The sequence below is a fragment of the Halobacillus mangrovi genome (genome assembly GCF_002097535.1).
GTDB classification, from domain to species: domain Bacteria; phylum Bacillota; class Bacilli; order Bacillales; family Halobacillaceae; genus Halobacillus; species Halobacillus mangrovi_A.
On sequence record NZ_CP020772.1, the window covers coordinates 1,624,470 to 1,648,782 of the forward strand.

General features: G+C 40.6%; 20 protein-coding genes, 1 pseudogene and 1 other annotated feature. Of the genes and pseudogenes, 16 read left to right on the forward strand and 5 right to left on the reverse strand.

What is annotated here, in order from left to right; all coding sequences use genetic code 11:
* The first annotated feature begins 2 nt into the window (after positions 1 to 2).
* Positions 3 to 503, forward strand: coding sequence for a DUF84 family protein (locus HM131_RS07875; RefSeq protein ID WP_198162741.1), 501 nt, complete (start codon positions 3 to 5; stop codon positions 501 to 503).
* 39 nt (positions 504 to 542) lie between these two features.
* Here the strand turns inward: HM131_RS07875 and HM131_RS07880 are convergent, their stop codons facing one another.
* A complete protein-coding gene (locus HM131_RS07880) occupies positions 543 to 983 on the reverse strand; it encodes a YtoQ family protein (RefSeq protein WP_085029242.1) in 441 nt (146 codons plus the stop codon).
* A gap of 447 nt (positions 984 to 1,430) precedes the next feature.
* Here HM131_RS07880 and HM131_RS07885 point away from each other — a divergent pair, with 447 nt between their 5' ends.
* From HM131_RS07885 to motS, 14 genes and pseudogenes are all read left to right on the forward strand, one after another.
* Positions 1,431 to 2,459, forward strand: coding sequence for a PTS sugar transporter subunit IIC (locus HM131_RS07885; protein ID WP_085029243.1), 1,029 nt, complete (start codon positions 1,431 to 1,433; stop codon positions 2,457 to 2,459).
* 33 nt (positions 2,460 to 2,492) lie between these two features.
* Positions 2,493 to 2,810: a thioredoxin family protein gene (locus tag HM131_RS07890; protein ID WP_085029244.1), complete on the forward strand. Its 318-nt coding sequence runs from the start codon at positions 2,493 to 2,495 to the stop codon at positions 2,808 to 2,810.
* A 131-nt stretch (positions 2,811 to 2,941) separates the two neighbouring features.
* A complete protein-coding gene (locus tag HM131_RS07895; RefSeq protein ID WP_085029245.1) occupies positions 2,942 to 3,760 on the forward strand; it encodes a DUF1444 domain-containing protein in 819 nt (272 codons plus the stop codon).
* A gap of 4 nt (positions 3,761 to 3,764) precedes the next feature.
* On the forward strand, positions 3,765 to 4,370 hold the full coding sequence (gene ytpR / locus HM131_RS07900) for a YtpR family tRNA-binding protein (RefSeq protein WP_085029246.1): 606 nt from the start codon (positions 3,765 to 3,767) through the stop codon (positions 4,368 to 4,370).
* 150 nt (positions 4,371 to 4,520) lie between these two features.
* On the forward strand, positions 4,521 to 7,688 hold the full coding sequence (locus HM131_RS20615) for a DNA translocase FtsK (RefSeq protein ID WP_408607124.1): 3,168 nt from the start codon (positions 4,521 to 4,523) through the stop codon (positions 7,686 to 7,688).
* Positions 7,689 to 7,796: 108 nt separating this feature from the next.
* Complete coding sequence (locus HM131_RS07910) at positions 7,797 to 8,906, forward strand: nicotinate phosphoribosyltransferase (protein WP_085029247.1); 1,110 nt, start codon at positions 7,797 to 7,799, stop codon at positions 8,904 to 8,906.
* A 671-nt stretch (positions 8,907 to 9,577) separates the two neighbouring features.
* Entirely contained in the window at positions 9,578 to 10,870 is a 1,293-nt protein-coding gene (gene murC / locus HM131_RS07915; RefSeq protein WP_085029248.1) for a UDP-N-acetylmuramate--L-alanine ligase, read from the forward strand.
* 202 nt (positions 10,871 to 11,072) lie between these two features.
* The gene (locus HM131_RS07920; protein WP_085029249.1) at positions 11,073 to 11,489 is read left to right on the forward strand and encodes a DUF948 domain-containing protein; all 417 of its coding nucleotides are present in this window, start codon (positions 11,073 to 11,075) and stop codon (positions 11,487 to 11,489) included.
* A 15-nt stretch (positions 11,490 to 11,504) separates the two neighbouring features.
* A complete protein-coding gene (locus tag HM131_RS07925) occupies positions 11,505 to 11,939 on the forward strand; it encodes a YtxH domain-containing protein (protein WP_085029250.1) in 435 nt (144 codons plus the stop codon).
* Positions 11,940 to 12,003: 64 nt separating this feature from the next.
* Positions 12,004 to 12,327 (forward strand): bacillithiol system redox-active protein YtxJ, encoded by a 324-nt coding sequence (gene ytxJ, locus HM131_RS07930; protein WP_085029251.1) that lies wholly within the window; start codon positions 12,004 to 12,006, stop codon positions 12,325 to 12,327.
* Between the two features lie 270 nt (positions 12,328 to 12,597).
* Complete coding sequence (locus HM131_RS07935; RefSeq protein WP_085029252.1) at positions 12,598 to 13,656, forward strand: bifunctional 3-deoxy-7-phosphoheptulonate synthase/chorismate mutase; 1,059 nt, start codon at positions 12,598 to 12,600, stop codon at positions 13,654 to 13,656.
* Between the two features lie 237 nt (positions 13,657 to 13,893).
* Positions 13,894 to 14,892 (forward strand): catabolite control protein A, encoded by a 999-nt coding sequence (gene ccpA / locus HM131_RS07940; RefSeq protein ID WP_085029253.1) that lies wholly within the window; start codon positions 13,894 to 13,896, stop codon positions 14,890 to 14,892.
* A gap of 51 nt (positions 14,893 to 14,943) precedes the next feature.
* Positions 14,944 to 15,764 (forward strand): annotated as a pseudogene (gene motP, locus HM131_RS07945) (flagellar motor protein MotP).
* Positions 15,754 to 16,527 carry a flagellar motor protein MotS gene (gene motS / locus HM131_RS07950; RefSeq protein ID WP_085029254.1) on the forward strand — a complete coding sequence of 258 codons (774 nt, stop codon included), beginning with the start codon at positions 15,754 to 15,756 and terminating at the stop codon, positions 16,525 to 16,527. The pseudogene motP and the gene motS overlap by 11 nt, the downstream one beginning before the upstream one ends.
* A 77-nt stretch (positions 16,528 to 16,604) precedes the next feature.
* Here the strand turns inward: motS and HM131_RS07955 are convergent, their stop codons facing one another.
* The 4 genes from HM131_RS07955 to HM131_RS07970 all read right to left on the reverse strand — a co-directional run bounded on the left by HM131_RS07955 (position 16,605) and on the right by HM131_RS07970 (position 22,447).
* Complete coding sequence (locus HM131_RS07955; protein WP_085029255.1) at positions 16,605 to 17,780, reverse strand: acetoin utilization protein AcuC; 1,176 nt, start codon at positions 17,778 to 17,780, stop codon at positions 16,605 to 16,607.
* A complete protein-coding gene (locus tag HM131_RS07960) occupies positions 17,777 to 18,424 on the reverse strand; it encodes an acetoin utilization AcuB family protein (RefSeq protein WP_085029256.1) in 648 nt (215 codons plus the stop codon). Before HM131_RS07960 ends, HM131_RS07955 begins: the two co-directional genes overlap by 4 nt.
* 5 nt (positions 18,425 to 18,429) lie before the next feature.
* Positions 18,430 to 19,077 (reverse strand): GNAT family N-acetyltransferase, encoded by a 648-nt coding sequence (locus HM131_RS07965; protein WP_085029257.1) that lies wholly within the window; start codon positions 19,075 to 19,077, stop codon positions 18,430 to 18,432.
* Between the two features lie 142 nt (positions 19,078 to 19,219).
* Entirely contained in the window at positions 19,220 to 22,447 is a 3,228-nt protein-coding gene (locus HM131_RS07970) for a transglycosylase domain-containing protein (protein ID WP_085029258.1), read from the reverse strand.
* Positions 22,448 to 22,573: 126 nt separating this feature from the next.
* Positions 22,574 to 22,781: a binding site (T-box leader), on the forward strand.
* A gap of 81 nt (positions 22,782 to 22,862) precedes the next feature.
* Here HM131_RS07970 and tyrS point away from each other — a divergent pair.
* Positions 22,863 to 24,131, forward strand: a complete 1,269-nt coding sequence (gene tyrS / locus HM131_RS07975; protein WP_085029259.1) for a tyrosine--tRNA ligase — start codon at positions 22,863 to 22,865, stop codon at positions 24,129 to 24,131.
* The last annotated feature ends 182 nt before the right edge of the window (positions 24,132 to 24,313 follow it).

The window sequence follows — 24,313 nt, forward strand, 5'->3', positions numbered from 1 at the left end:
TTGTGAAAATTTACGTCGGTTCGAATAACCCTGCAAAAATTGATTCAGTTAAACAGGTTTTTTCTGAAGATGAAGTGGTAGGTATGGATGTTGAATCCAAAGTTGCCGCTCAGCCATTTTCAGATGAAGAAACGCTCGAAGGGGCGATAAATCGTGCCAGGGAATGTGCGGCTATGAATAAAGGGAATTTTGGGATCGGTCTAGAGGGTGGCGTTATGGAAATCGAGGGAGACCTCTATTTATGTAATTGGGGCGCCCTTGTTGATCAAAAAGAGAATGTTTTTACAGCTAGCGGCGCAAGAATTCCATTACCTGATGAGATTAAAGAAGAATTAGAAAAGGGAAAAGAACTTGGAGATGTTATGGATAATTATGCGAATAAGAATGAGGTGCGAAAGAATGAAGGTGCTATTGGCATTTTCACAAATGGGGCTGTCGAGCGTGAAGAAATGTTTATGCACGTCGTAAAGCTATTGAAAGGACAATGGGAGTTTTATCAATAAAAAAGAGGTGTATCCAGTTTATGGGTACACCTCTTCTTTTTATTCATAGATGTAGCTTAGAACATCCAAAGCTTGATCAATTGTTTCTACAGTGACATTTGCCTGATTGGATAATTCTTTTAATGGATGAACTAAAGATTCAGGTCTGACCAGAATCAGGGGCTTACGAAGCTGGATAGCTGAACTTGCATCCATTGCGGTATTCCATTGTTTGTATTGCTCCCCGAATAGAGCAATGACTGCATCTGATTTTTGCAAAAGAACTTGAGTTCTAAAGTTATTTACACTAGACGCTGCATCATCGCGGTACACATTGTCCGGCTGTTTGCCCATAATGTCCTCTCCGATATTGTCGGATCTTTCGTGATTTTCTTGTGGTCCTACAAAATGAATAGGTAAATCTCGTTGTTTGGCATTGTTTTTCAGCTGTTCACGCCAATCATCGTGGATTTGACCAGCCAGATAGACAGTTAATTCCATTCAACTACCTCCTCAAGATAGACTCTATAGTAAGTATGAAACAGTAGAGCTTTAGTGTCCAGTAAGGAAACTTCTTACAGAAAACCTTTCATTTTTAAGGATGTAGAGGAGGTTTTAAATGATTTATGGTTGGAAAACCATTCTGACCTGTATCTTTTCATTCTGCTTTATCACTTCCCCCTATGGATAACTGAGTTGATTCAAAACTGAGTAGAACAAGTAAAACTACTTACAATAAATTTTAAGGCGATACTCACCGGACTTCTGACAGGTTCCATTAACACCCTCTGAGGAATGGTGAGTGAATGATAATTGAAATACACAATAGAGAACGTTGTGTCTGATGGATATGATTTCTTAATGAACCAATGAGCAAATTTCACCTTTGGTGTATTTACACATGTTAAATTAAAGTATAATATTAATTTCGGATAAAGGGGGACAATGATGAAGCAATTTTTAGAGCGAAAAGGAGTTCGCATCTCTGTTCATACTTATTTGATTACGGCCCTAAGCTACATGGCTCTAGGCTTGTTTTCATCTTTAATTATTGGTTTGATTATGAAGACGATCGGAGAGCAAACAAGTTTAGGTGTTGTTTCTCAATCATTAATTGAAATGGGCACGTTTGCGATGGATACGAAAATTTGGGGAGGGGCCATTGGAGCTGCTATCGCTTTTGGTTTGAAAGCGCCGCCCCTTGTTATATTCGCATCCCTGTTCAGTGGTGCTTTAGGAGCTGAAATGGGTGGGCCTGCTGGAAGCTATATAGCAGCTTTAGCAGCTACAGAATTCGGGAAAATTGTAAGTAAACAGACGAAAATAGATATCATTCTTACCCCATTTGCGACAATTACAATTGGATTTCTCGTGGGTTCTTTAATTGGACCGCCAATTGGAAGCTTCATGACTGCGTTCGGAGAAGTGATTAATTGGGCTACTCTCCAACAGCCCTTTATTATGGGGATTCTTGTTGCTGTATTAATGGGACTCGCGTTGACTGCTCCCATTTCAAGTCTAGCCATTGCACTTATGCTTTCTCTCGAGGGAGTGGCAGCTGGAGCAGCTACTGTTGGCTGTGCAGCTCAAATGATAGGTTTTGCAACAATCAGTTACAAAGATAACGGTTTTGGCGGATTCATCGCTCAAGGAATAGGGACATCTATGCTTCAAATCGGAAATGTTGTCAAGAAGCCTCTAATTATTGCGCCTCCTACTATAGCGGGAGCAGTCCTGGCACCTATCGCTACGGTTTGGTTTACTTTAGAAAATAACGCGGCTGGTGCAGGAATGGGAACGAGCGGTCTAGTTGGACAGATCATGACTTTTGAAGCTATGGGATTCTCCTGGGAAATCGTTGGAATCATCTTTATTCTTCATTTCTTGGCGCCTGCTTTTATAAGCGGTGTGATCGCTATGTGGTTTAGAAGAAAGGGCTGGATACAGCCAGGAGACATGAGAATTGATTATGAGTAAACCTATGCTAGAATAATTGTGGAGGTGGATAACGTGATTACACTTGAATCCGATCAACATCTGAAAGAATTAATTGAATCTCAACCTGTTATTCTGCTCTTCTCCGCTGATTGGTGTCCAGATTGCAAAGTCATTGAACCATTCATTCCTGAACTAGAGGATCAGTTCAACGATTGGTCTTTCGTTTATGTAGATAGAGATCAATTCATACATGTCTGTGCAGAGAATGACGTCTTCGGCATACCAAGTTTCGTTGCTTTTAGAGATGGAGAAGAAGTAGGAAGATTTGTAAGCAAAAACAGAAAAACTAAAGAAGAGATTGAAGAATTCTTACGTAAAGTAAGTAAATAACAAGCTGTGCTAAAGCACAGCTTGTTTACTTTTTTCAGGAGCTAATGATGTGTATAATAGGATGAGGTACCAAATTTACGATAACTAGACCGGAGATCCATTTCTTCCATCATCGAAGGAGGAAAAATAGTATGAAGATGACGAGTATAAAGATGAAGAAGAAATTAGAAGAACGATTGCAAAGCAATGAATGGAAAACCACCTTTAATCGAGACAAAGATACATTTCGTATTGAGTGGCGTGAGTCAGGGGATGGTATCACCATAACTCTGCCAAACGTGATTTCTAAATATGAAGCACGAGGAGAAGAAGCGCTAGACGAATTGGAAGATCATGTTCAGGAAGCTTTGAGGGTCATGAATGAAACCCATCACCTCTCCGGAAAAGAAGAAAAGATTTTCCCAGTAATCCGTGCAGCCTCTTTCCCTACAGAAACAGAGCAAGGGAAGAAATTAGTGTATGCGGATCATACAGCGGAGACAAGGATCTATTATGCCCTCGATCTTGGAAAATCCTATCAACTGATTGATGAATCCATGCTCGAAAAGGAAAACTGGACGAAAGAACGAATGAAGGAAGTAGCAAGTTTCAACGTTCGTTCCCTGCCAGTGAAAATGAAAAAAGATACGGTATACGGCAACGATTTTTATTTCCATTCTACTCAAGATGGATATGATGCGAGCCGAATCTTGAACGAAGTACTGCTTGAAGAATTAAAGGCAGAATGCAAAGGTGAATTGGCTATCAGTATCCCTCACCAGGATGTCATCATATTTGCTGATGTCCAAAATCCCGAAGGGTACGACATCATTGCTCAAATGGCTATGAAGTTCTTTGCTGAGGGGACGGTTCCAATCACCTCTCTTTCTTTCTTATACGAAAACAAAGAGCTTGAACCTATTTTCATCCTTGCTCAGAAAAAACCCAAACAGAATCGAAAGGAAGATTAGCTTTATGGATGTGTTTTATAATTTAAAAGGTATCGGTGATGTATTGATCATCCCTGTTAAGGAAGGCGACCGCAATACGATCAAACATGAACAGTATGGAGACGTTGTAAAGATTACTGATCGAACAGATGGCACTCTGTTAGGTTACAATATTTTCAATGCTTCGACCTATTTCAATATTCCTAGTCAAGGGAAAATGAGACTGACCGAAGAAATGCTGGCACCGATCAAAGATCTATTTTCTAAAAATCAGCTTAACGACGTGCTCGATTTTGATTTAAGTCCAAAATTTGTAGTGGGATATGTAAAAGAGAAGAATCCACATGAGAACGCAGATAAGTTAAATGTTTGTAAAGTGGACGTTGGAGAAGAAACACTTCAAATTGTTTGTGGAGCACCGAATGTCGATGAAGGCCAACACGTGGTGGTTGCGAAAGTGGGCGCTACAATGCCAAGTGGAATGAAGATTAAAGATGCAAAGCTTCGTGGGGTCCCATCCAGCGGAATGATATGCTCAGCCAAGGAGCTTGGTTTACCGGATGCTCCGAAGGAAAAAGGAATTTTAGTCCTAGAAGACGGTTATCAAGCCGGCGAGCAGTTTGAATTTTAATTTTAAAAAAGCAGAGTAGCTTAGCTACTTTGCTTTTTTTTTGATAAATTAGTCATTTTTAAAGCGATTGTAAACCAATAATCGTAAGAAAACTGTTAAAATAAAAGGTACCACAAGGAATGATTTACATAAGAAAAGAGAGTGAGAAAAATGTGGAATGATTTTAAAAATAAACTGAAAAAATGGTTTGATGAAACTGATAAGAATGATACCCCTCAACCTGAAAAACAACGTGAGTATGAACGTAGTGAAATGAATGCTAAAACTAGAATGACATATCGATATCCCAAACAAGGAGAATTTCGTTTTCCGGTAATTCCGGACCAATCGTCGAATGACCATCGCAGCTCTCAGGAATCAAAGCCTGAGAAGAGAGAAAGAAGAAGAAATGGACAAGAAAAACCTCATCATGAAAAGTATGAGGAGAAGAAAGAAAGGACAAAAGATGATAGAAGGAGTACCAAGAATAGGAAGGAGCAGAAGTCTGAACTTCCTGAAACATCATCCATTCCTTTTACTCCAACAGATGTTCCTTCGCCAATCTATGGATATCACAGCCGACAATTGACTGTTGGTCTGGAAAAATTAGAAAATACGGTTGTACCCAATAAAGAACAAGAAACAAGAGCCCTGGATGATGCTGAATGGCAAGAACTTAGGAAACGCCTGCGGAGCAGGGTTACGGAAGATAAAGAACGTACCAGTCGAAATGCCCTTCAGAGACAGTTTGAGAGAAACGGGAAGAAAGAACAATCAAGAGAAGACGATCCACATACTCGCTCTGCTGAATGGGCAAGAGAAGAAGCTGCTACGCTAGAAACGCAGCGTTCTCTGAAAGAGGATCACTTATCTAAGGTGAAAGAAAGAGAAAGCCCTTACGGAAAAGATGAGACGGAGTTTCGTACAGAAAACGAACAACCGATAACAGATTGGAATGACGATACCGGTACAGGAAAGGACGACGCTGATTTTCCGGACGTTCTAAAAGAAGAGTCATCGTCGATTGTTAGAGAAGATAACAAAAAGAATTTATTAACCATGGAAGAAGATGATGATGAGGATACTGACATCAATGAAAGCCTGAGCAAGAATGAGCAGCCAGTTGCAGATAATAATTTAAACGATGATGAAAAAGATCAGCTGACTGAAGAATATGCAAATGAAGGGGAAACCCAACAGTCAGCAGAAGCTGAAGAAAATAATATTGAAAAACAAGAACAAATGGAAGAATCTCTGACTGAAAATGAGTCACTGGCTTACAAAAATGGCTCAAATGCTAATGAAACAGAATTCTCTATTCAGAACCCAGTCGAGGAAAGAGAAAGCAAAACGTTCTCTGAAGAGACAGAACAGCCAGAAGAAAGTGATAACGAAGAGATTGAAGATACAATTAAATCAAACGATGAAAACCAGAACGAGCATGTGGACCATAGCCTTGGTTTCATTGATTCGGAGTCATCTATTGAAAGAGAAATAGAAGTGAATGACGAAGTGCCAATTGTAGAAGAAAAGGCGTTGGAAAAGGATAGTGAAGATCAAAGCACTATGGAAACGGTCCAAGACAAGGAAATAAAAGAGGAGACATCTGCTCGAAGTTCTAATGATGTGGCTTCTAACCATTCACAATCTCTCATACAGACAGACGAGCAAAAGAGTGTAAACGAAAGTTCACCGAACCAAAGTGAAAAGCCTGCAGAAGAAAAAGAAGGTGAAAAAGGGCAAACTCCACTCAGGAAGAAGAAGAGATCACAAAAAAGAACCGTACCCTTTAATGTAATCATGACCCCAAGGGACAAGCGTTCTCGAGATAAAAAGCCTATCCCTAAGCAACAAGAACCGAAAAAAGAGAATGTAGAAGCACAAAAGACCCAAGAAGAGGTGGCATCAGAAAGTCAGGCGGTGAAAGAAAGTTACCAAACTCCTCTTCATTTACTAGAGGACCCTTTTAGGGCTTCAGATGGCGACGACCAATGGATTAAAGATCAGATGGAATTACTAGAAACGACCTTAAGACATTTTCACGTTCGTGCTAAAGTTGTCAATGCAATGAAAGGGCCGACAGTAACAAGGTTTGAAGTTCAGCCTGAGCCTGGAGTGAAGGTCAGTAAAATAACGAATCTTGCAGATGATATTAAGCTTAGCATGGCAGCAAGAGATATCCGTATTGAAGCTCCAATTCCAGGTAAACAAGCTGTAGGAATTGAAGTTCCGAACCAACAGCCGCAAATGGTTGGTCTCCAGGAAATTTTCGAATCAGAACCTTTCCAAGGAGACAACTCTCCGTTATCTGTAGGGCTAGGCTTGGATATTGGAGGAGATTCTGTCGTAACGAATTTGAAAAAGATGCCTCACGGATTAATTGCGGGTGCGACGGGATCTGGTAAAAGTGTTTGTATCAATACAATTTTGATCAGTCTTTTATATAAAGCTCACCATGAAGACGTGAAATTCCTGTTGATTGATCCAAAAATGGTAGAATTAGCACCTTATAATGATCTACCTCATCTCGTGTCTCCAGTAATTACGGATGTTAAGGCAGCAACGACTGCGTTGAAATGGGCGGTCAAGGAAATGGAAGAGCGCTATGAAAAATTCGTCAAGGAAGGCGTAAGGGATGTAGAGCGTTACAATGACAAGATGATTAAGAGTGGACGACGTGAAGAAAAAATGCCATATATGGTTATCGTCATTGATGAGCTGGCAGATTTAATGATGGTTTCCCCTCAAGATGTTGAGGATTCCATCTGTCGAATTGCTCAAAAAGCAAGAGCATGCGGCATGCACCTGCTACTTGCTACACAAAGACCTTCAGTTGACGTTATTACAGGCCTGATAAAAGCTAATATTCCAACTAGAATTGCGTTTAGCGTATCTTCACAGGTCGATTCTCGTACCATTATTGATTCTGGAGGTGCGGAAAAGCTTCTCGGCAAAGGAGATATGCTGTTTGTAGAGAACGGCTCAGGTCAGCCTCGTCGAATTCAAGGAGCATTTGTATCAGATGATGAAATTGAACGGGTTACACGCCATGTGAAGAAAATTGCTCCGCCTAACTATTTGTTCCATCAGGAAGAATTGATGAAGCAAATCTCTTCTGAGGAAGAGACAGATGCATTGTTTGATGAAGCCGTTCAATTTGTCGTTCAGCAAAATGGAGCAAGTGCCTCTCTTCTGCAGCGCCGATTCAAAGTAGGGTATAATCGAGCAGCGCGTTTAATTGATCAAATGGAAGACTACGGTATTATTTCAGAACAAAAAGGAAGTAAGCCAAGAGATATCTTGCTTACAGAGCAGCAAATACAGGAAATGATTGAATAAATAACTGTGTTTGTAAGGGATTTTTTCTAAATGCTTGTGAATTAGGTGCCAATTTTATATGATTGACAAAGAATGAATTTTTGACCTCAATGTTTAAGGAGTAAAGTCATGAAGGAAATAGAACGTAAGCTGAACGGTGAAATCAGCCGCTTAACAAATAAAACATTCAAATTTGACGAACGTGTAGCTGAGGGATGGTTCTCCGCTGTCTATTTTTTAAAGACGAGAGACATAGTTGAGAAACACCTTCCAGATAACCATGTGACCATGCAATTCTTTCAGAAAGATGAAGCGGTATTGTGTGGAACAGATGAAGCAATCGCGCTTATCCATACGTTCGCTGAACACCCGGAAGAATTAGAGGTTCACTCTTTAAAAGATGGAGATAAGATCAGCCCATATGAAACGGTTTTGACAATAACGGGGCCTTATCAGTATTTTGGCTTTTTAGAAGGCATTATTGACGGGATATTAGCAAGACGGACTTCCGTTGCTACCAATGTTTATAATGTCGTCAAAGCTGCTCGGTACTCCGGTCGTCAGAAACCTATCATTTTCATGGGAGACAGGGATGATCATTTTACTCAACAATCTGGAGATGGGTATGCAGCTTTCATAGGCGGATCGACGGCTCAGGCTACTCATGCCATGAACGAATGGTGGGGGAAAGAAGGAATGGGTACGATGCCTCACGCGCTCATCCAAATGTTCAAAGGGGATGTGGTCGAAGCGACGAGAGCTTATCAAACCCAGTTTCCTAATGATCAGTTAATGGCTTTGGTCGATTACAATAATGATGTCATCACAGATTCATTGAAAGTGGCTCGTGAATTTGGAGACGAACTAAAAGGCGTACGGGTGGATACATCCCGTAATCTAGTCGATAAGTATTTTTTACGGAATCAGCATTTAATGGGGACGTTCGATCCTAGAGGAGTAAATCCTGAACTTATATTCGCTTTAAGACGTGCGCTTGATAAAGAAGGGTATCAGCACGTGAAAATTGTAGTAAGTGGAGGCTTTACTGAAGACCGTATCCGTTCATTTGAACAGAAAAAAGTTCCCGTGGACATGTATGGGGTAGGCGGTAGCTTGTTAAAGATAGGCATCGGTTTCACAGGAGATAATGTGTTCATTGATGGTGAACCGGAAGCGAAAGAAGGACGCCGTTATAAGCCCAATCCTCGCTTAGAATACGTCGAATATCATGAAGAATAAAAAACTAGGCACCGGCGAAAATTATCGCTCGTGCTTTTTTTTTGATAGAAGAGGTTCTAATAATCTGCTAAACACTAGCTCGTATGTATCATACAGTTATCTTGAAGACTTGATTTCGAGATAACGGGGTTCATATCCATAAAAATATTAGGAAAGACTGGAAAACAACTAACTGGCAATCCTCCTTGTTCGCTGCGCTCTCTGTGGGGTCTCACCTAGCTCCTTTTCCTGCGGGAATGGAATGGCTGGCAAGATCCCGCAGGTTGGTAAACCGGGGAAGCTTGCCGTCATCCCTCGGAAAGCGAGCGATTTCCCCCGCCCACCATTTCTGGTACTAGATAAGGGAAACAACCTGACCCCCGATAGTAAATGAGTCTTTAAGGATAATAGGCTTATTTTTCTAGAAAACACATATATTATTAACCATAAGTAAGCAATGATTTTACATCTACTGCTTATAAGATATAATAATCTTTGGTAGAGACCTATCATTTTAATGACAATGTAGTTACATAAAGGATGCAGCTCTTTCTCTCTCAGGCGTTCCATGATAAGATGATATAGCGTTATGGAAAACCAAGCCTAATAAGGCTAAAGACAAAATGGCAACTTATCGAAAGTTACATATACTATACTTAAAGTGACCCACTTTATTTTGGAGGTTCTTGTTTATGACAACTTACCATTTCATTGGTATCAAAGGAACAGGAATGAGTGCTCTTGCCCAGATTCTTCATGATTCAGGTAAGAAAGTTCAGGGATCTGACGTTGAAAAACAATTTTTTACTCAAGAAGTTTTAGAAGCTAAAAATATTGAAATTATGCCTTTCTCTAAAGACAACATTCATGGTGAACTAACTATTATTGCAGGAAATGCATTTGGAGATGACCATGAAGAAATTGAGGAAGCTAAGAATCAAGGCTTACCTTTTTATCGATATCATGAGTTCTTAGGGGAATGGTTACAGCAGTACACTAGTATTGCCGTAACAGGTGCACACGGGAAGACGTCCACGACAGGTCTGCTTGCCCACGTGCTGTCTGAAAATTACCCGACTTCTTACTTAATAGGGGATGGAACTGGAAGAGGACATGAAGAGAGTCAATACTTTGCTTTTGAAGCATGTGAGTATCGGCGCCACTTCCTTGAATATCATCCTGATTATGCGATTATGACAAATATCGATTTTGACCATCCTGATTATTTCTCAAGTGTCGAAGACGTTTTTGAGGCCTTTCAGCAGATGGCAAAACAGGTGAGAAAAGGAATCATTGCTTGTGGGGATGACGAGCATCTTCAGCATATTCAAGCCAATGTGCCTGTAGTATATTATGGACTGCAGGATACGAATGATTTCCAGGCTCAAAACATTCGTGAGACAAATGAAGGAACGGCATTTGATGTGTTTGTTAGAAGCAACTTTTACGACACATTCATCATTCCTCAGTTTGGTAACCACAACGTTTTGAACGCCCTAAGCGTCATTGCAATATGTCATTATGAAAATATGTCGCCTGATCAGATTAAGAAACTTTCTACCTTCAGAGGTGTGAAACGCCGTTTTACTGAAAAGGAGTGGAATAATCAGGTGTTGGTTGACGATTATGCCCACCACCCGATTGAAATTACGGCTACAATCGATTCAGCTCGTAAAAAATATAAAGATCGGCCAGTAGTTGCTATCTTTCAACCGCACACGTTCACAAGAACAAAAACATTCCTAAACGAATTTGCGAATAGTTTGGAACAGGCAGATCATGTGTACCTATGTGATATTTTTGGGTCAGCAAGAGAAAATCAAGGAAAGCTGACCATTGAAAATCTTCAGGAATTGATTCCACAGTCTGAAGTACTGGAAATTGATGATATTGACCGCTTGAAGACCTATGATAATGGAATTTTATTATTCATGGGAGCAGGAGATATTCAGAAATTCCAAAAAGCTTATGAAGCTCTAAATTAGGAAAAAAGTGCGGGTTCTATAAGGATCCGCACTTTTCTATTTACATCTTCTTAATCAAATTTACAGAACATGAGAATAATTAAAGGATATTTGCATCCATGTATCGAATAAAAGCATTTATAGAGATATCTGTTTAAAAATAGATAAAGATGGGTATTTACTAAAATGTAAAAATTACATACTGAAGGAGTGTGCAGGGGGAATGATTTTAATTCTTTACATTGCTGCATTAATTGCTGCAGTGGCTTTTGCTGTTCTCGTCATTTTCTTGGCAAGGACATTAACAGCTGTGCGTCGCACCATGAACAACGTTGCTGACACACTTGAAGGTGTTGAGAAGCAAATGGAGGGGATCACCCTCGAGACAACAGCGCTCTTGAACAAAACAAATAAATTAGCCGAAGATGTCGGAGAAAAATCTCAGAAGCTGAACACTCTGGTCGATGGCGTCAAAGGCATTGGAGATACTGTTCAAGAGTTTAATGAATCCATTAGATCCGTGTCCAGGGGACTGACAAAGTCAGCGGACAGTAACACGGATACAGCGGCCCAAGCCTTGAAATGGGGGCAAGTGGCCATTAATTTATGGAAGAAAGCTAAAAAAGAAGAAGTAAAATAATGAGGAGGAATTTTGATGAGTGTAAAAAACAACAATAATGGTAATGGCAGAGATTTTGTTCTAGGTTCACTAATCGGAGGTCTTGTAGGAGCTGTAGTCGCATTGTTATTCGCTCCAAAATCCGGTCGCGAACTTAGAGAGAACATTAACCATAGTTCCAGTGAATGGAAAGAACGAGCTGGGGAATGGAAAGATGTAGCTTATGAAAAAAGCGGGGAATGGAAGAACCGAGCAGTGGAATCTTCTTCTCAACTCTCCAAGAACGTTTCAGAAAAATCACAGCAACTTGGAGCGAAAGTGAAGGATTCAACGAAGTCCCTGCAAGACCGTTTCCGCAACAACGAAGATGATGAAGCAGAAAAAGCAGCTCAGGAAGTGGCAGAGGCTATTGAAGAAGCTGCACAAGAACTTGAAAGACAACAAGACTCTACGACATCATCTAATCTTTAAATTAAATGGCAAATAGTGGAGGCCTACAAGCCTCCACTATTTTTATACAGTAAGGAGGCCTACCATGAATCAACAGGTACTACACACAGAAGATGAATTTAACAATCTTTTAAAAACCCATGAAGAATTTTTTGTCTTAAAACACAGTTTAACTTGTCCAATCAGTGCAGGTGCAAAAAATGAGTATGAGAAGTTTCAATCATCTACTTCAGTCCCTTGTTACATTCTTCATGTCCAGGAGGCAAGACAGCTTTCAAATAATATTGCAAAAGAGTTTCAAGTGCGTCATGAGTCTCCTCAGGTTTTATTATTCAAGAATGGCCATGTGGTGTGGAATGACAGCCATGGCTCTATAACTCAAAGTCGATTGAAAACATTAGTTGAGTAAAGCCGCGCATATAATTGCACGGCTTTTTTTCTTTGAATTCAGATTGCAGCAAGATGGAACGCTGACGTATCTTTTTTGGGAAAAATCTTAGCGGTCTTAAGAACTTATGAAGTTGAGTATAGCAGGGAAGGAATTATTTTCTTTATTTTTATTTATGAAAACCCTTACAAAGGGTGACAAGATTCTAAATTTTAGCTATAATTGCCCTAATTATCATCTAAAGTAACACTATTCATCACAAACATACACTAACAGGAGGGGGACGAAAAAATGAGTAATGAAAAACTCGACCAATTGCGTAGCCAATTAGACGATGTTAATTTACAGCTTTTGAATTTAATTAATAAACGCGGTGAATTGGTAAAGGATATTGGTAAAATCAAAGAACAGCAGGGGATGAATCGTTTTGATCCTGTTAGGGAAAGAGCGATGTTAGATCATCTTTCTAAACATAACGAGGGCCCATTTGAAGATTCAACGGTCGTTCATCTGTTCAAAGAAATCTTCAAGGCTGCTTTAGAGCTTCAAGAAGACGATCATCGAAAAGCACTACTGGTTTCTAGAAAGAAAAAACCAGAAGACACGATTGTGGAAATCAAAGGGGAACAAATTGGTGACGGAAATCCTCACTTCATTATGGGACCGTGTGCTGTAGAGAGCTATGAGCAGGTATCCACGGTAGCCAAGGCTGTGAAAGATCAAGGTCTTAAGCTGCTTAGAGGTGGTGCTTTCAAACCGCGTACTTCACCTTACGACTTCCAGGGATTAGGTATAGAAGGATTAAAAATGCTGAAACAAGCAGCTGATGAAAATGACTTAGCTGTAGTAAGTGAAATCGTTAATCCTGCTGACCTTGAAGAAGCACTCGATTACCTGGATGTTATTCAAATCGGAGCTCGTAACATGCAAAACTTTGAACTTCTGAAAGCTGCAGGGTCTGTGAACAAACCTGTCTTATTGAAACGCGGAATGTCAGCGACAATCTCTGAATTCATCAATGCGGCAGAATATATAATATCCAGAGGGAATGAAAACATTATCCTATGTGAGCGTGGAATTCGGACATACGAAAAAGCCACTCGTAATACACTGGATATTTCCTCAGTACCAATTTTGAAGCAGGAAACACACTTGCCTGTCATGGTGGACGTTACCCACTCCACTGGAAGAAGAGATTTACTGTTACCAGCAGCTAAAGCTGCATTAGCGATTGGTGCTGACGGGGTCATGGCTGAAGTTCACCCTGATCCAGCTGTTGCATTATCAGATTCCGCACAGCAGATGGATATTCCTACATTCGAAAACTTCATGAAAGAGTTAACAAAATAATTGATTTGTGATAAGTTAGGCTAGAAATTAGCCTGACTTATTTTTTTTGCTGTCTAGGCAAATATATAAATAGGCCCTCTCAAGAACACTTGAGTTTTTTTCCTAAAACGTTATCCGTTATAATGTTAAAGTATCTTAGTAATGTATATACACGAACATTGCGGAACAACGCTATCTATCGTATGATTAACTTTATAAATAAGTCGTACTACTGGATTCGACAAAGGAGGAAGCAAGATGAATGTAACAATTTATGATGTAGCGAGAGAAGCGAATGTTTCCATGGCTACTGTATCAAGAGTAGTGAATGGAAACCCGAATGTTAAACCTGCAACGAGGAAAAAGGTGCACGATGCGATTGAGCGTCTTGGCTATCGTCCTAATGCTGTGGCACGAGGATTAGCGAGTAAAAAGACAACAACGGTCGGAGTCATCATTCCTGACATCTCAAGCATCTTCTTTGCTGAATTGGCAAGAGGAATTGAAGATATTGCAACAATGTACAATTATAATATCATCTTAAGTAATTCCGATCAGAATAAAGATAAAGAGCTTCACCTTATTAATGCTATGCTAGGAAAACAAGTGGATGGCCTTGTATTTATGGGAGGTAAAATTACAGAGGATCACATTCGTGAATTCAAGACGGCCTCTGTACCAATCGCACTAGCAGCTACTGTAGATGAGAGTGAAGAAACACCTGCTGTTAACATTAACTACGAGCAAGCCGCTTATGAAGCTACAGAGTTGCTATTATCTCACGAGAACAAGCATGTGGCTTTTGTAGCAGGTCCTGAGGATACGGTTATCAATGTTCAGAAACTTGAAGGATATAAACGTGCGATGAAAGATCACGGTAATGACCCTGAAAAATGGATTGTAAACGGCGATTATTCGTATGATTCAGGTATTGAAGCATTGGACCAGCTTTTAGAATTAGATGAGAAGCCTACTGCTGTGTTCGTATCTTCTGATGAAATGGCCTTAGGAGTTATTCATGGGGCCCAGGACAAAGGGATCCGGGTACCAGAGGACTTAGAAGTGTTCGGATTCGACAACACTCGTTTAGCTACGATGGTACGTCCAACTCTTTCTACAGTTGTTCAGCCTATGTATGATATCGGAGCGGTTGCGATGCGTCTGCTGACAAAACTGATGAACAAAGAAGAAGTAGAAGAGCAAAACGTCATCTTACCTCACCGAATTATCGAAAGAAACTCAACTCAGCAGAAATAGTGCCGATATAGAAAGTAGACTGTATCTGGACGTAACTGAGGAGAGAGTTTAATGACTAGGAAAGACTTGTTAACCCCCGTTGGTATAACAATCGGGTTCATCATGGTGATCTTTGGAATTATGTCGAATGCAGGCTTTAACGGCTTGTCTTCGTTCATTCAGGCATCATCCATCATTATTGTACTTGGAGGACTGATGGCAGCCTTATTAGTTAATTTCAATAGGAGTGAAATGAAATTGACTTTTCGAGTAACCAAAGAAGCTTTTAATAAAAGTGATATGAACTTGAGAGCATTGATTCCCTTATTTGTTGAACTTTCAGAAAGAGCCAGAAGAGAAGGACTCCTTGCTTTAGAAGCTGAACTTGATGAAGTGGAAGACCCATTTATTAAAAAAGGGATTCTACTAGCAGTTGATGGAGTTGATCCGGAAGTCATCAGTGATATTATGAACGCTGAGATTACAGCGTGGAGGAACGTCACCAACGGGGGAGAGCGATCATAGAAAAAGCAGGAGAATATGCTCCGGCTTGGGGAATGATCGGTACGTTGATCGGGCTCGTTCTCATGCTTCAAAGTTTATCTACGCCAGAGGACTTAGGTCCGAAGATGGCCGTTGCCTTACTTACAACTTTTTACGGAACGCTGCTTGCTAATCTGGTCTTTCTTCCGATGGCAGGTAAATTAGAGAATAAGACCGATCAAGAGATCTTTCTAAAGCAAGTCATCGTTGAAGGAGTCATTGGGGTCCAATCTGGACAGAATCCAAAAATCCTTGCAGAAAAATTAAGCGCATTCCTTTCTGAGGAGGATAAAGCTATCGAAGAAAAGCAGCAGGAGGATTCATTTGAGGAAGCTGCCAATGAAGCTTAGAAGGAAGAAAAAGAACACGAATGGCGCCCCGAAATGGATGACAACTTATGCAGATATGATTACCTTAATTCTTGTGTTTTTTGTGCTTCTGTTTTCCATGTCTCAAATAAACTTAGTCAAATTTGATGCGGTAGCGGAATCATTCAAAAACAGAATGATTTTTGATTTTTATCCATCACCATTAATAAACAAACATCCTACAGAGCAATCAAAAATTAAGGAGAATGGGGAAAAAAACAATGAATTTGAACTGCCGCTGGAAGACCCGGACAATATGGCAGAAATACAGAAAGAAGAAGAAAAATTAGAAGATCTGAAAAAAGAAATAGACCAATACTTAGAAGATAATCAGCTGAATGATCTCATTTCGGCAAATGAAACAGAGCGAGGAATCGTCCTTGTTCTTGAAGAACAGCTTTTGTTTGAAACGAGTAAAGCAGAGATCCTCGATAGTGCAAAACCATTCTTATCAAAAGTAGGAACTCTACTAAAGAACATCCCTAATTTTGTAAAGGTGGAAGGACATACAGATAATCGTCAAATATCTACCTACCGATATCCATCGAATTGGGAACTCTCAGCTGCAAGGGCAAGCAGTGTAATTAGATACCTGCTCTCAAATACAGAAAAACTTAGCCCTGAGCGATTTACTGCCGTGGCTTATGGAGAAACCAAGCCGGTAGCACCGAACGATTCTGAAGAAAATTGGAGAAAGAATCGCAGGGTAGAAATTGTGATCCTTAATCCTGTGAATGAGAGTTAACTATTAAAAAGACCACTACACGAGCTGTAGTGGTCTTTTTGTGAAACTATAGAACTATATTACTACCTGAAAATTTCTTAAAAAGAGTTGTTAAACCGTTTTTGGTTAAGTATAAGTTGTAAAGACTTTTCAAGGATCTTCTCATTCTTTTCTTCAATTTCTTTCCGTCTTGGTATAGGTTTATAGCTTCCATCCGGATCATGCCAGTACTCGGGTAAAGGAACAGGAGATTCCTTTTGCCATTTCTCGAGCCAGTTCTCTGGCAGATTCCCTTCAAAAGGGGTGTCATCGAGCATGATTTTCCAGATTTGAGACCAAGCTCTGGGTACGACACGCCATATGTCATAACCCCCGCCACCAAGAGCAATCCAACGCCCGTCGCAATATTTATGAGCTAGTTCATGGGCTACTTGTGGAATTCTTTCATAGATCTTCATCGTTGAGCTTAAATGAGTAAGAGGGTCTAAAAAATGGGCATCTGCGCCATTTTGAGTAACGATTACATCTGGTTTAAAAAACTCTACGACTTCTCTGAGAGCGGATTCATAGACATGTAGAAAAGATCCATCTTCTGTAAATGCATCAATAGGGAGGTTAAATGAATAACCGTATCCTTCTTTTAAGCCGCGCTCGTTTACATTTCCTGTACCAGGAAACAAATACCTTCCTGTTTCATGGATGGAAAATGTGCAAACATTTGGATCATCATAAAAGGCCCATTGTACACCATCACCATGATGTGCGTCCGTATCTACATACAACACCTTATAGTCATATTTTTTTCGAATGTATTTGATCCCGACAGCTCCATCATTATAGATGCAAAAACCAGATGCCTTCCTCTCAAAACCGTGATGGAGGCCACCACCGAGATTCAAAGCATGCTGTACATGGCCTTCAAGTACGGCATCAATGGCAGATAGAGTACTGCCTACAAGGAGCTTCGAAGCTTCATGCATTCCTTCGAACATGGGTGTATCTTCCGTGCCAATGCCAAATTCCATGCCTTCTTCTTCCGAAAGCATCCCTTTACTAGCTTTTTGAACAGCCTGTAAATAGGTCTTACTGTGAGCAAGTGCCAACTCATCTTCTGTTGCATATCGAGGTGAGATCAAATGAGTGTCAAGTAAGGCTTGACTGTTTTCCAAAAGTTCTTTAGTCAAAATAACTCGCATCTGATTGAAAGGGTGGTCATCCCTAAAACGATAAGTCGTAAACTTGTCCGAAAAAACGAAGCCAGCATGACAACTCATGATTGCATCCCTGGCATTTTCGGCCACAATACTTCGTAGCCTGCTGATTTCAAGTCTTCGATAGTAGGGAGGGGGTTCATCGTCTGTATACGAACTACAATAATTTTGTACTTTGGATCGGGTTTATATGGGTAAATTAAAACAGAGCTGATGTTGACCTTTCTTTTCCCGAAAACTTGTGTGACTTGAGGTAAAATCCCCGGCTTGTTGATGACCTTTACTTCAATCTGAGAGCTTTGAACATGGGTTCCCGTCAATTGTATAAGTGTGTAAAGCATATCTTTCTCCGTAATAATTCCTACAAGAATATCATTTCTAGTAACAGGCACGCATGCGATTTCCTGTTCATAAAAGATAGAAGCCACTTCCTCCACAAAGTCTAAAGGATGAACAGTAGTGACAGGATAAGTCATGATGGACTCAATTGGGTTTTTTAATTCCTCTGGACTTGTACCCTTTTCAAAAATCGAAGGACTGGCGTCTCTGACATCACGGTCTGACACAATTCCAATTACTCGTTTTTCCTCATCAACGATAGGAAGGTGCCTAATATGGTGCTCGTGCAATAATTTGAGAGCGGTTTCAATAGTGTCCTTGGCTGTTAATGTAATGACATCCGTCTTCATTACTTCTTCGACTAACATAATGACTACCTCCTTGATTCACGATACTGATGCCTTGTTAGAAAGCGAAGTCGATCAAATTGTTTAATAGATGATTCTGGTACGTTCTCTCCAATTCTGACCATTAAGCAATTAGCAGGGTGTGAAATGATTTCAGGATCATCGGTAGGAGATGGAGTTAGACCACCTGCTGCCATCATTTTTTCCATTACTTTTCTGTAATCCCAAATGTTTAATCTTGTCCCTTTCAAATCCCAATGCCAATAGTATTCGGTAGAAATAATGATATAGTTTTCCATGTAATCATCTCTCATGGAGACTTCCAGCAGTCGCGATCCAATACGGTAGCCTCTGAATCCCGGAATGACTTCAATGGCACCAAGCTCGATCAGATCTTCCATATTCCCTTCTGACCATCGTTCAAGAGGGTCGGGGTGTAAATATGTTACATATCCAATAATGTTTTCGTTATGTCTTGCGATGATGATTCGTCCTTCTTCGAAATCTGCAATTTTCTTAATGGCATCAAACTGTTTTTCGGAAGGACGGAAGGCTGTGAGTTTTTCATCAAAGGTGTAGTCTGCCATATCTTCAGAAGTTACAGGTCCTTCAATAACAACTGGACCGTGCTCAGAGTCGAATGTTTCAAAATTATAGGTCTTTTCGTGCTTCATTCATTCACCACCTGACAGAATTAGTAGAAAATTATGGCTTTTTATTCATTATACATGATATAGATAGAATTTAAATTAACCATAGAGAATAAAAAGCTCCAATCTTTAAAAAGATTGGAGCTTTATTAATTTATTTATCAATTTAGTTTTCACCAGATCCACCGTCGTCAGACCCTCCGCTGCCGGAGCCGTCATCGCCGGAGTTGTTACCTCCGGATCCTTCGTCGTCAGCTCCGCCATCATCGGATCCGCTCCCCCCAGAATCATCTCCGCCATTGTTACCGGAATCATCTCCGTCGGAGCTTCCATCGTCAGAGCCTTGATCACCGGAGTTTTCTCCGCCGGATTCACCGCTATCGGAGCCTTCACTATCTGAATCATCATTGCCGGAAGAGCCGCTGTCTGAGTCACCATTACCAGAAGAGTTGCTATTGTCGGGCCCTGAATTTCCTGAACTATTATCATTGGAACTGCCATTATTTGATCCTCCACTGTTGGATCCGTTATTAGCGTTCCCTTGATCTGGTTCAGGTTCAGGTTCAGGCTCTGGTTCAGGTTCTGGAGCTCCTGGATTACCGACAGTCGTTGTCGAAGATAATCCTGATGATTCTCCAAAGTAGTCTACCGCTCTTACTGCATAAATGCCTACTTCTCCAGAGAAACTTAACGAAGTACTAGTGGTACTGCCTATAAGTGAGAATGATCCACCAGGGGATGACGCTTTATAGACACGGTAACCGACTACATCGTTGCTCGCAGATGAGCTCCAATTAATGGCAGAACCACTTGCTGATACAGAGCCTGGAGCGGAAGGTGATTGTCCGTCATTGTCGATTGAAGATTTTGTTGAACCAATCGAGCTGGAAGACGGTAAGGCTACATTTGACCATGAGCCTGAATTAGGGAGCAGTTCTTTTAATACCTCTGAACTTGTATACCCTTTGTCTTCAAGGAATTCAGGGCTCAACGTTACGCCTCCTTGGTCCATGATGAACTCTCTAGGAGTGTTAGGCCCTGCAACGACCAATTGATCTTTGACTTTCACAAAGTCGCCGCTGATTAGACTGTCGTCCACTTTGGTTGGCGCATATTCAGCATTGTAAATATCACTTCGTGACAATCCTACGGATGAGCATAAGTCAGAAGCCAGTAAGCCGGATGTTGCACAGTAGCTGCGTGTAACGAGTCCACCAGGGCTTTGGAAGCCGCTTTCTGGGATCATTACGTCTGGGCGAACTTCAGATGCTGCATTGACGACATCTGCCCAAATAGACTGAGTACGTTGATAATAGCTATTATCTATTCGCTGCTCTTCACCAAATCCAGTCCATGTACCAACAGTAACATTTGGGTTTGTTGCAACAAACCAGGAGTCTCGCCTAAATTGAGACGTACCAGTCTTTCCTGCCCAATCGACACCGGGATTTGATAGACGGCCTCGAACTGCAGAACCTGTACCGTAATCTAGAACATCCCTCATCATGTCTATAGTTAGATAAGATGTTTGTGGACTAAACACCTCTGTTTTTTCACCTTTATGTTGATAAATGACTTCTCCATCTTTGGTTTCGATTTTATCGATCATATAAGCATCAATGAAATTACCTGAGTTTGCAAAAGTAGCATAAGCATTGGTTGTTTGTTCAAGTGTAGGGGATTTCCCTGCGAATGAACCTAATGCTGTTGATGGGTTAGTATAGTCATCATCCTCAGTAACATTAATCCCCATTTTTTCTAAATAGTTCTTAACAGGATTCTGGTTAAGAATTTCTACATAAGTTTTAACAGCAGGGATGTTATAAGATTTTGCTAACGCATATCGCGCACTTACCAAACCGTGATGAGTTTCGGAATAGTTTTCCAGGTAATCGTTCGTACCGGGGTATTGGTACGGAACATCGGCAATTACAGAGCCAGGTTGTGAGGCACCCAAGTCCATTGCTGGTCCATAAACTAGAATCGGTTTAGCCGTACTTCCTATGGATCTATGGGCTTCAGTAGCATGGTTAAGCTGTTCCTTTTCAAAATCTGCACCGCCTATAAATCCTAAGATTTTTCCGCTGGAGTTTTCGATAACCATACTAGCCAATTGTAGTGGGAGTGTCACAGCTTCTCCATCTTCAGTTTTTTTAATCTCACTTTGCTGGGTTGGCCAGTAACGATCGCTTTGAGTATAGGAATCTCTTACATTTTGTAGAGCATCATAGACTCCTTTATCTATCGTTGTATGAATCTTGTAACCACCTGAGGTTAATCGACGTTCTGCTAGAGTATAGTATTCTTCCGCTAGCGCATCGTCCTCTGCCAGGTCTTTTTCGGTATGCCCATTTTCTTTCATCAATTGCTTTCTGATGATTTCTTCAGCTCTCTTCTCAACTTCTGGAGTTAGAGCTGGATACCTCGAATTCGCTGATTCTGTATCTTCTGCGAGGGTTTCCTTCGTAAGCTTAAATTTAAGTGCCTCATCATATTCAGCTTGAGTGATGTACTCTGCTTCATACATTCGTTCCAGTACTTCACGCATACGGTCTAAACCTGGTTCTAAGGCTTCTTTTGATTTTAATGAACCATCGTTATTGAAAGGAGTGTAAGCGAATGGGGCTTGAGGAAGGCCTGCGATAAAAGCAGATTGAGCAATGGACAATTCACTTGCATCAACGCCGAAAATCCCTTCAGCAGCCGTTTGGGCTCCTGCTACATTCTGACCGTTCGTATTTCTACCAAAAGGTACGATATTTAAGTACGCTTCTAAGATTTCATCTTTTTCGAAGAATCGTTCTACTCTAAGCGCAAGGAGCATTTCCTTAGCTTTCCTTTCAAAAGAGACTTCATTAGTGAGGATCTGGTTTTTAACGATTTGCTGGGTAAGGGTACTCCCTCCGGTTTTAACTGAGGAGTTAGTTACTTCCTGTACGATCGCACGCATGACCGCTTTTGGAACAACACCGCTATGTTCGTTAAAATATTCGTCCTCTGTAGCAATGACGGCATGTTGCAGATGATTACTGATTTGATCCAATTGCACTTCTTCACGATAAAGATCCGATTGAACTTTTCCGAGCATCGTTTCTTCATCATTAAAATAAATCTCTGAAGTTTCAGCATAGTTGTAGATACTATCTTTCATTTCTGCTTCACTTCTAATAGATTCATCTTTTACAAGAGATGCAAAATAACCAGCGCCGACACCTCCGGCAAAAAAGAGACCGATCACACCAATGATGATAAAAAATAAGATGACGTTCCAGGCGACATCAAAGGTGATCCGTGAGTTTCTTTGGATTTTCCCTTTTTGCCATAAAGTGATAAAAGTCGACTTTAATGACTCAAAATCCAGTTTATTTCGTCCGTTCTTCTGGTTATTAGACATAATAATACCTCCTAAAAAATCCAATCTATATTATAACACAGGCATTTAGATTAGGACATATTTCCAAGCGCGGTTTTTATTGCTTTTTGACTATAGATGTGATAAATATAGTACTACAAAGTTTATAATCGTGCGTTGAAGGATTGGAGTAGAAAACAAATCAATGCTACAGAGAACTGACGGGTGGTGCAAGTCAGTGCAAATTTGTTTTTGAATTACGACCTGGAGCAATCTTCTGGTATGAATCAGAAGACGGTGATGTGAAGCCGTTATCTATTGAAGTGGCACTTAATGTGCAACAAGGGTGGTACCGCGAAGAGACCTCGTCCCTTTTTCAGGGATGAGGTCTCTTTTTTTATTGCTCAATTCTATTTGATAATTGCCATGCATGAAAAAGACAGAAGGAGTGATAGTAATGGATTTATTGAAAGATTTACATCAAAGAGGACTTGTGAATCAAATAACCGATGAAGAAGGTCTTGAAAAGCATTTGAAAGAAAACCAAGTGACTTTATACTGTGGGTTTGATCCTACTGCAGATAGCCTTCACATTGGTCACTTGCTTCCAATATTGATGCTTAAACGCTTCCAGCAGGCAGGGCATCGTCCGATTGCTTTAGTCGGCGGGGGTACAGGAATGATCGGTGACCCAAGCGGTCGTTCGTCTGAAAGGCAATTGAATGAAGCAAGTGTAGTAAAAGAATTCAGTGAAAGAATTAAGGATCAGCTTGCAAAGATCCTGAATTTTGAAGAAGGAGAAAATGCTGCTGTTGCCCGTAATAACCATGAATGGTTGTCACAAATGACAATCATTGACTTTCTAAGAGATACTGGAAAGCATTTCGGAGTCAATTACATGCTTGCTAAAGATTCTGTTGAGTCAAGAATCGAACAGGGAATCAGCTTTACAGAATTCAGTTACATGATTCTTCAATCCCTTGACTTTCAGAAGCTTTACGAAAAAGAGAACTGTACGCTGCAAATTGGTGGGAGCGACCAGTGGGGTAACATTACTGCAGGTCTTGAGTTACTTCGTCGTACAGCTGCAGGTGAACAAGAAGTGAAAGCTTACGGAATGACCATGCCTCTAATTACAAAAGCAGATGGAACTAAGTTTGGTAAAACAGCAGGCGGTGCCGTTTGGTTAGATCCTGAAAAAACGTCACCTTACGAGTTCTACCAGTTCTGGATTAATGCAGATGACCGCGACGTCATCCGGTTCCTGAAATACTTTACTTTCTTGAGCATGGAGGAGATTGCTGAGTTAGAAAAAGAGGTAGAAAACCAGCCAGAAAAACGTGTAGCTCAGCGCCGTTTAGCTGAGGAAATGACGAAACTTGTACACGATGAAGAAGCATTGAACCAAGCGGAAAGAATTACGGAAGCTCTCTTCAGTGGAGACATCAAAGCGCTTAGCGGTAAGGAAATCGAGCAAGGATTCAAAGATGTTCCTGCCTTCGCTTCTGAAGTGAAAGATCCACAACTGCTTGATCTATTAGTAGAAGCTGGGATTTCTTCATCGAAACGTCAGGCAAGAGAAGATATTGGTAATGGAGCTATCTATATTAATGGGGACCGGAACAAGGATTTAAAGCATACCATTAATGAGAATGACCGAATTGAAGATCGTTTTACAATCATTCGCAGAGGGAAGAAGAAATACTTCCTAATTCGTTACAAATAACTGGAAAAAGCCTCACAGACTCTGAACTGTGAGGTTTTTTCTTAAATATCCATAAAAACCCATATTTTATACAGCACCTACTAGCAAAAGGAGTAATGGAACAGTGACAACACTGATTAAAGTTGAAGAAAAGGTACTATAGGATACAAGCTGCGGGTCAGTATTGTATTAAAGAGAATAAA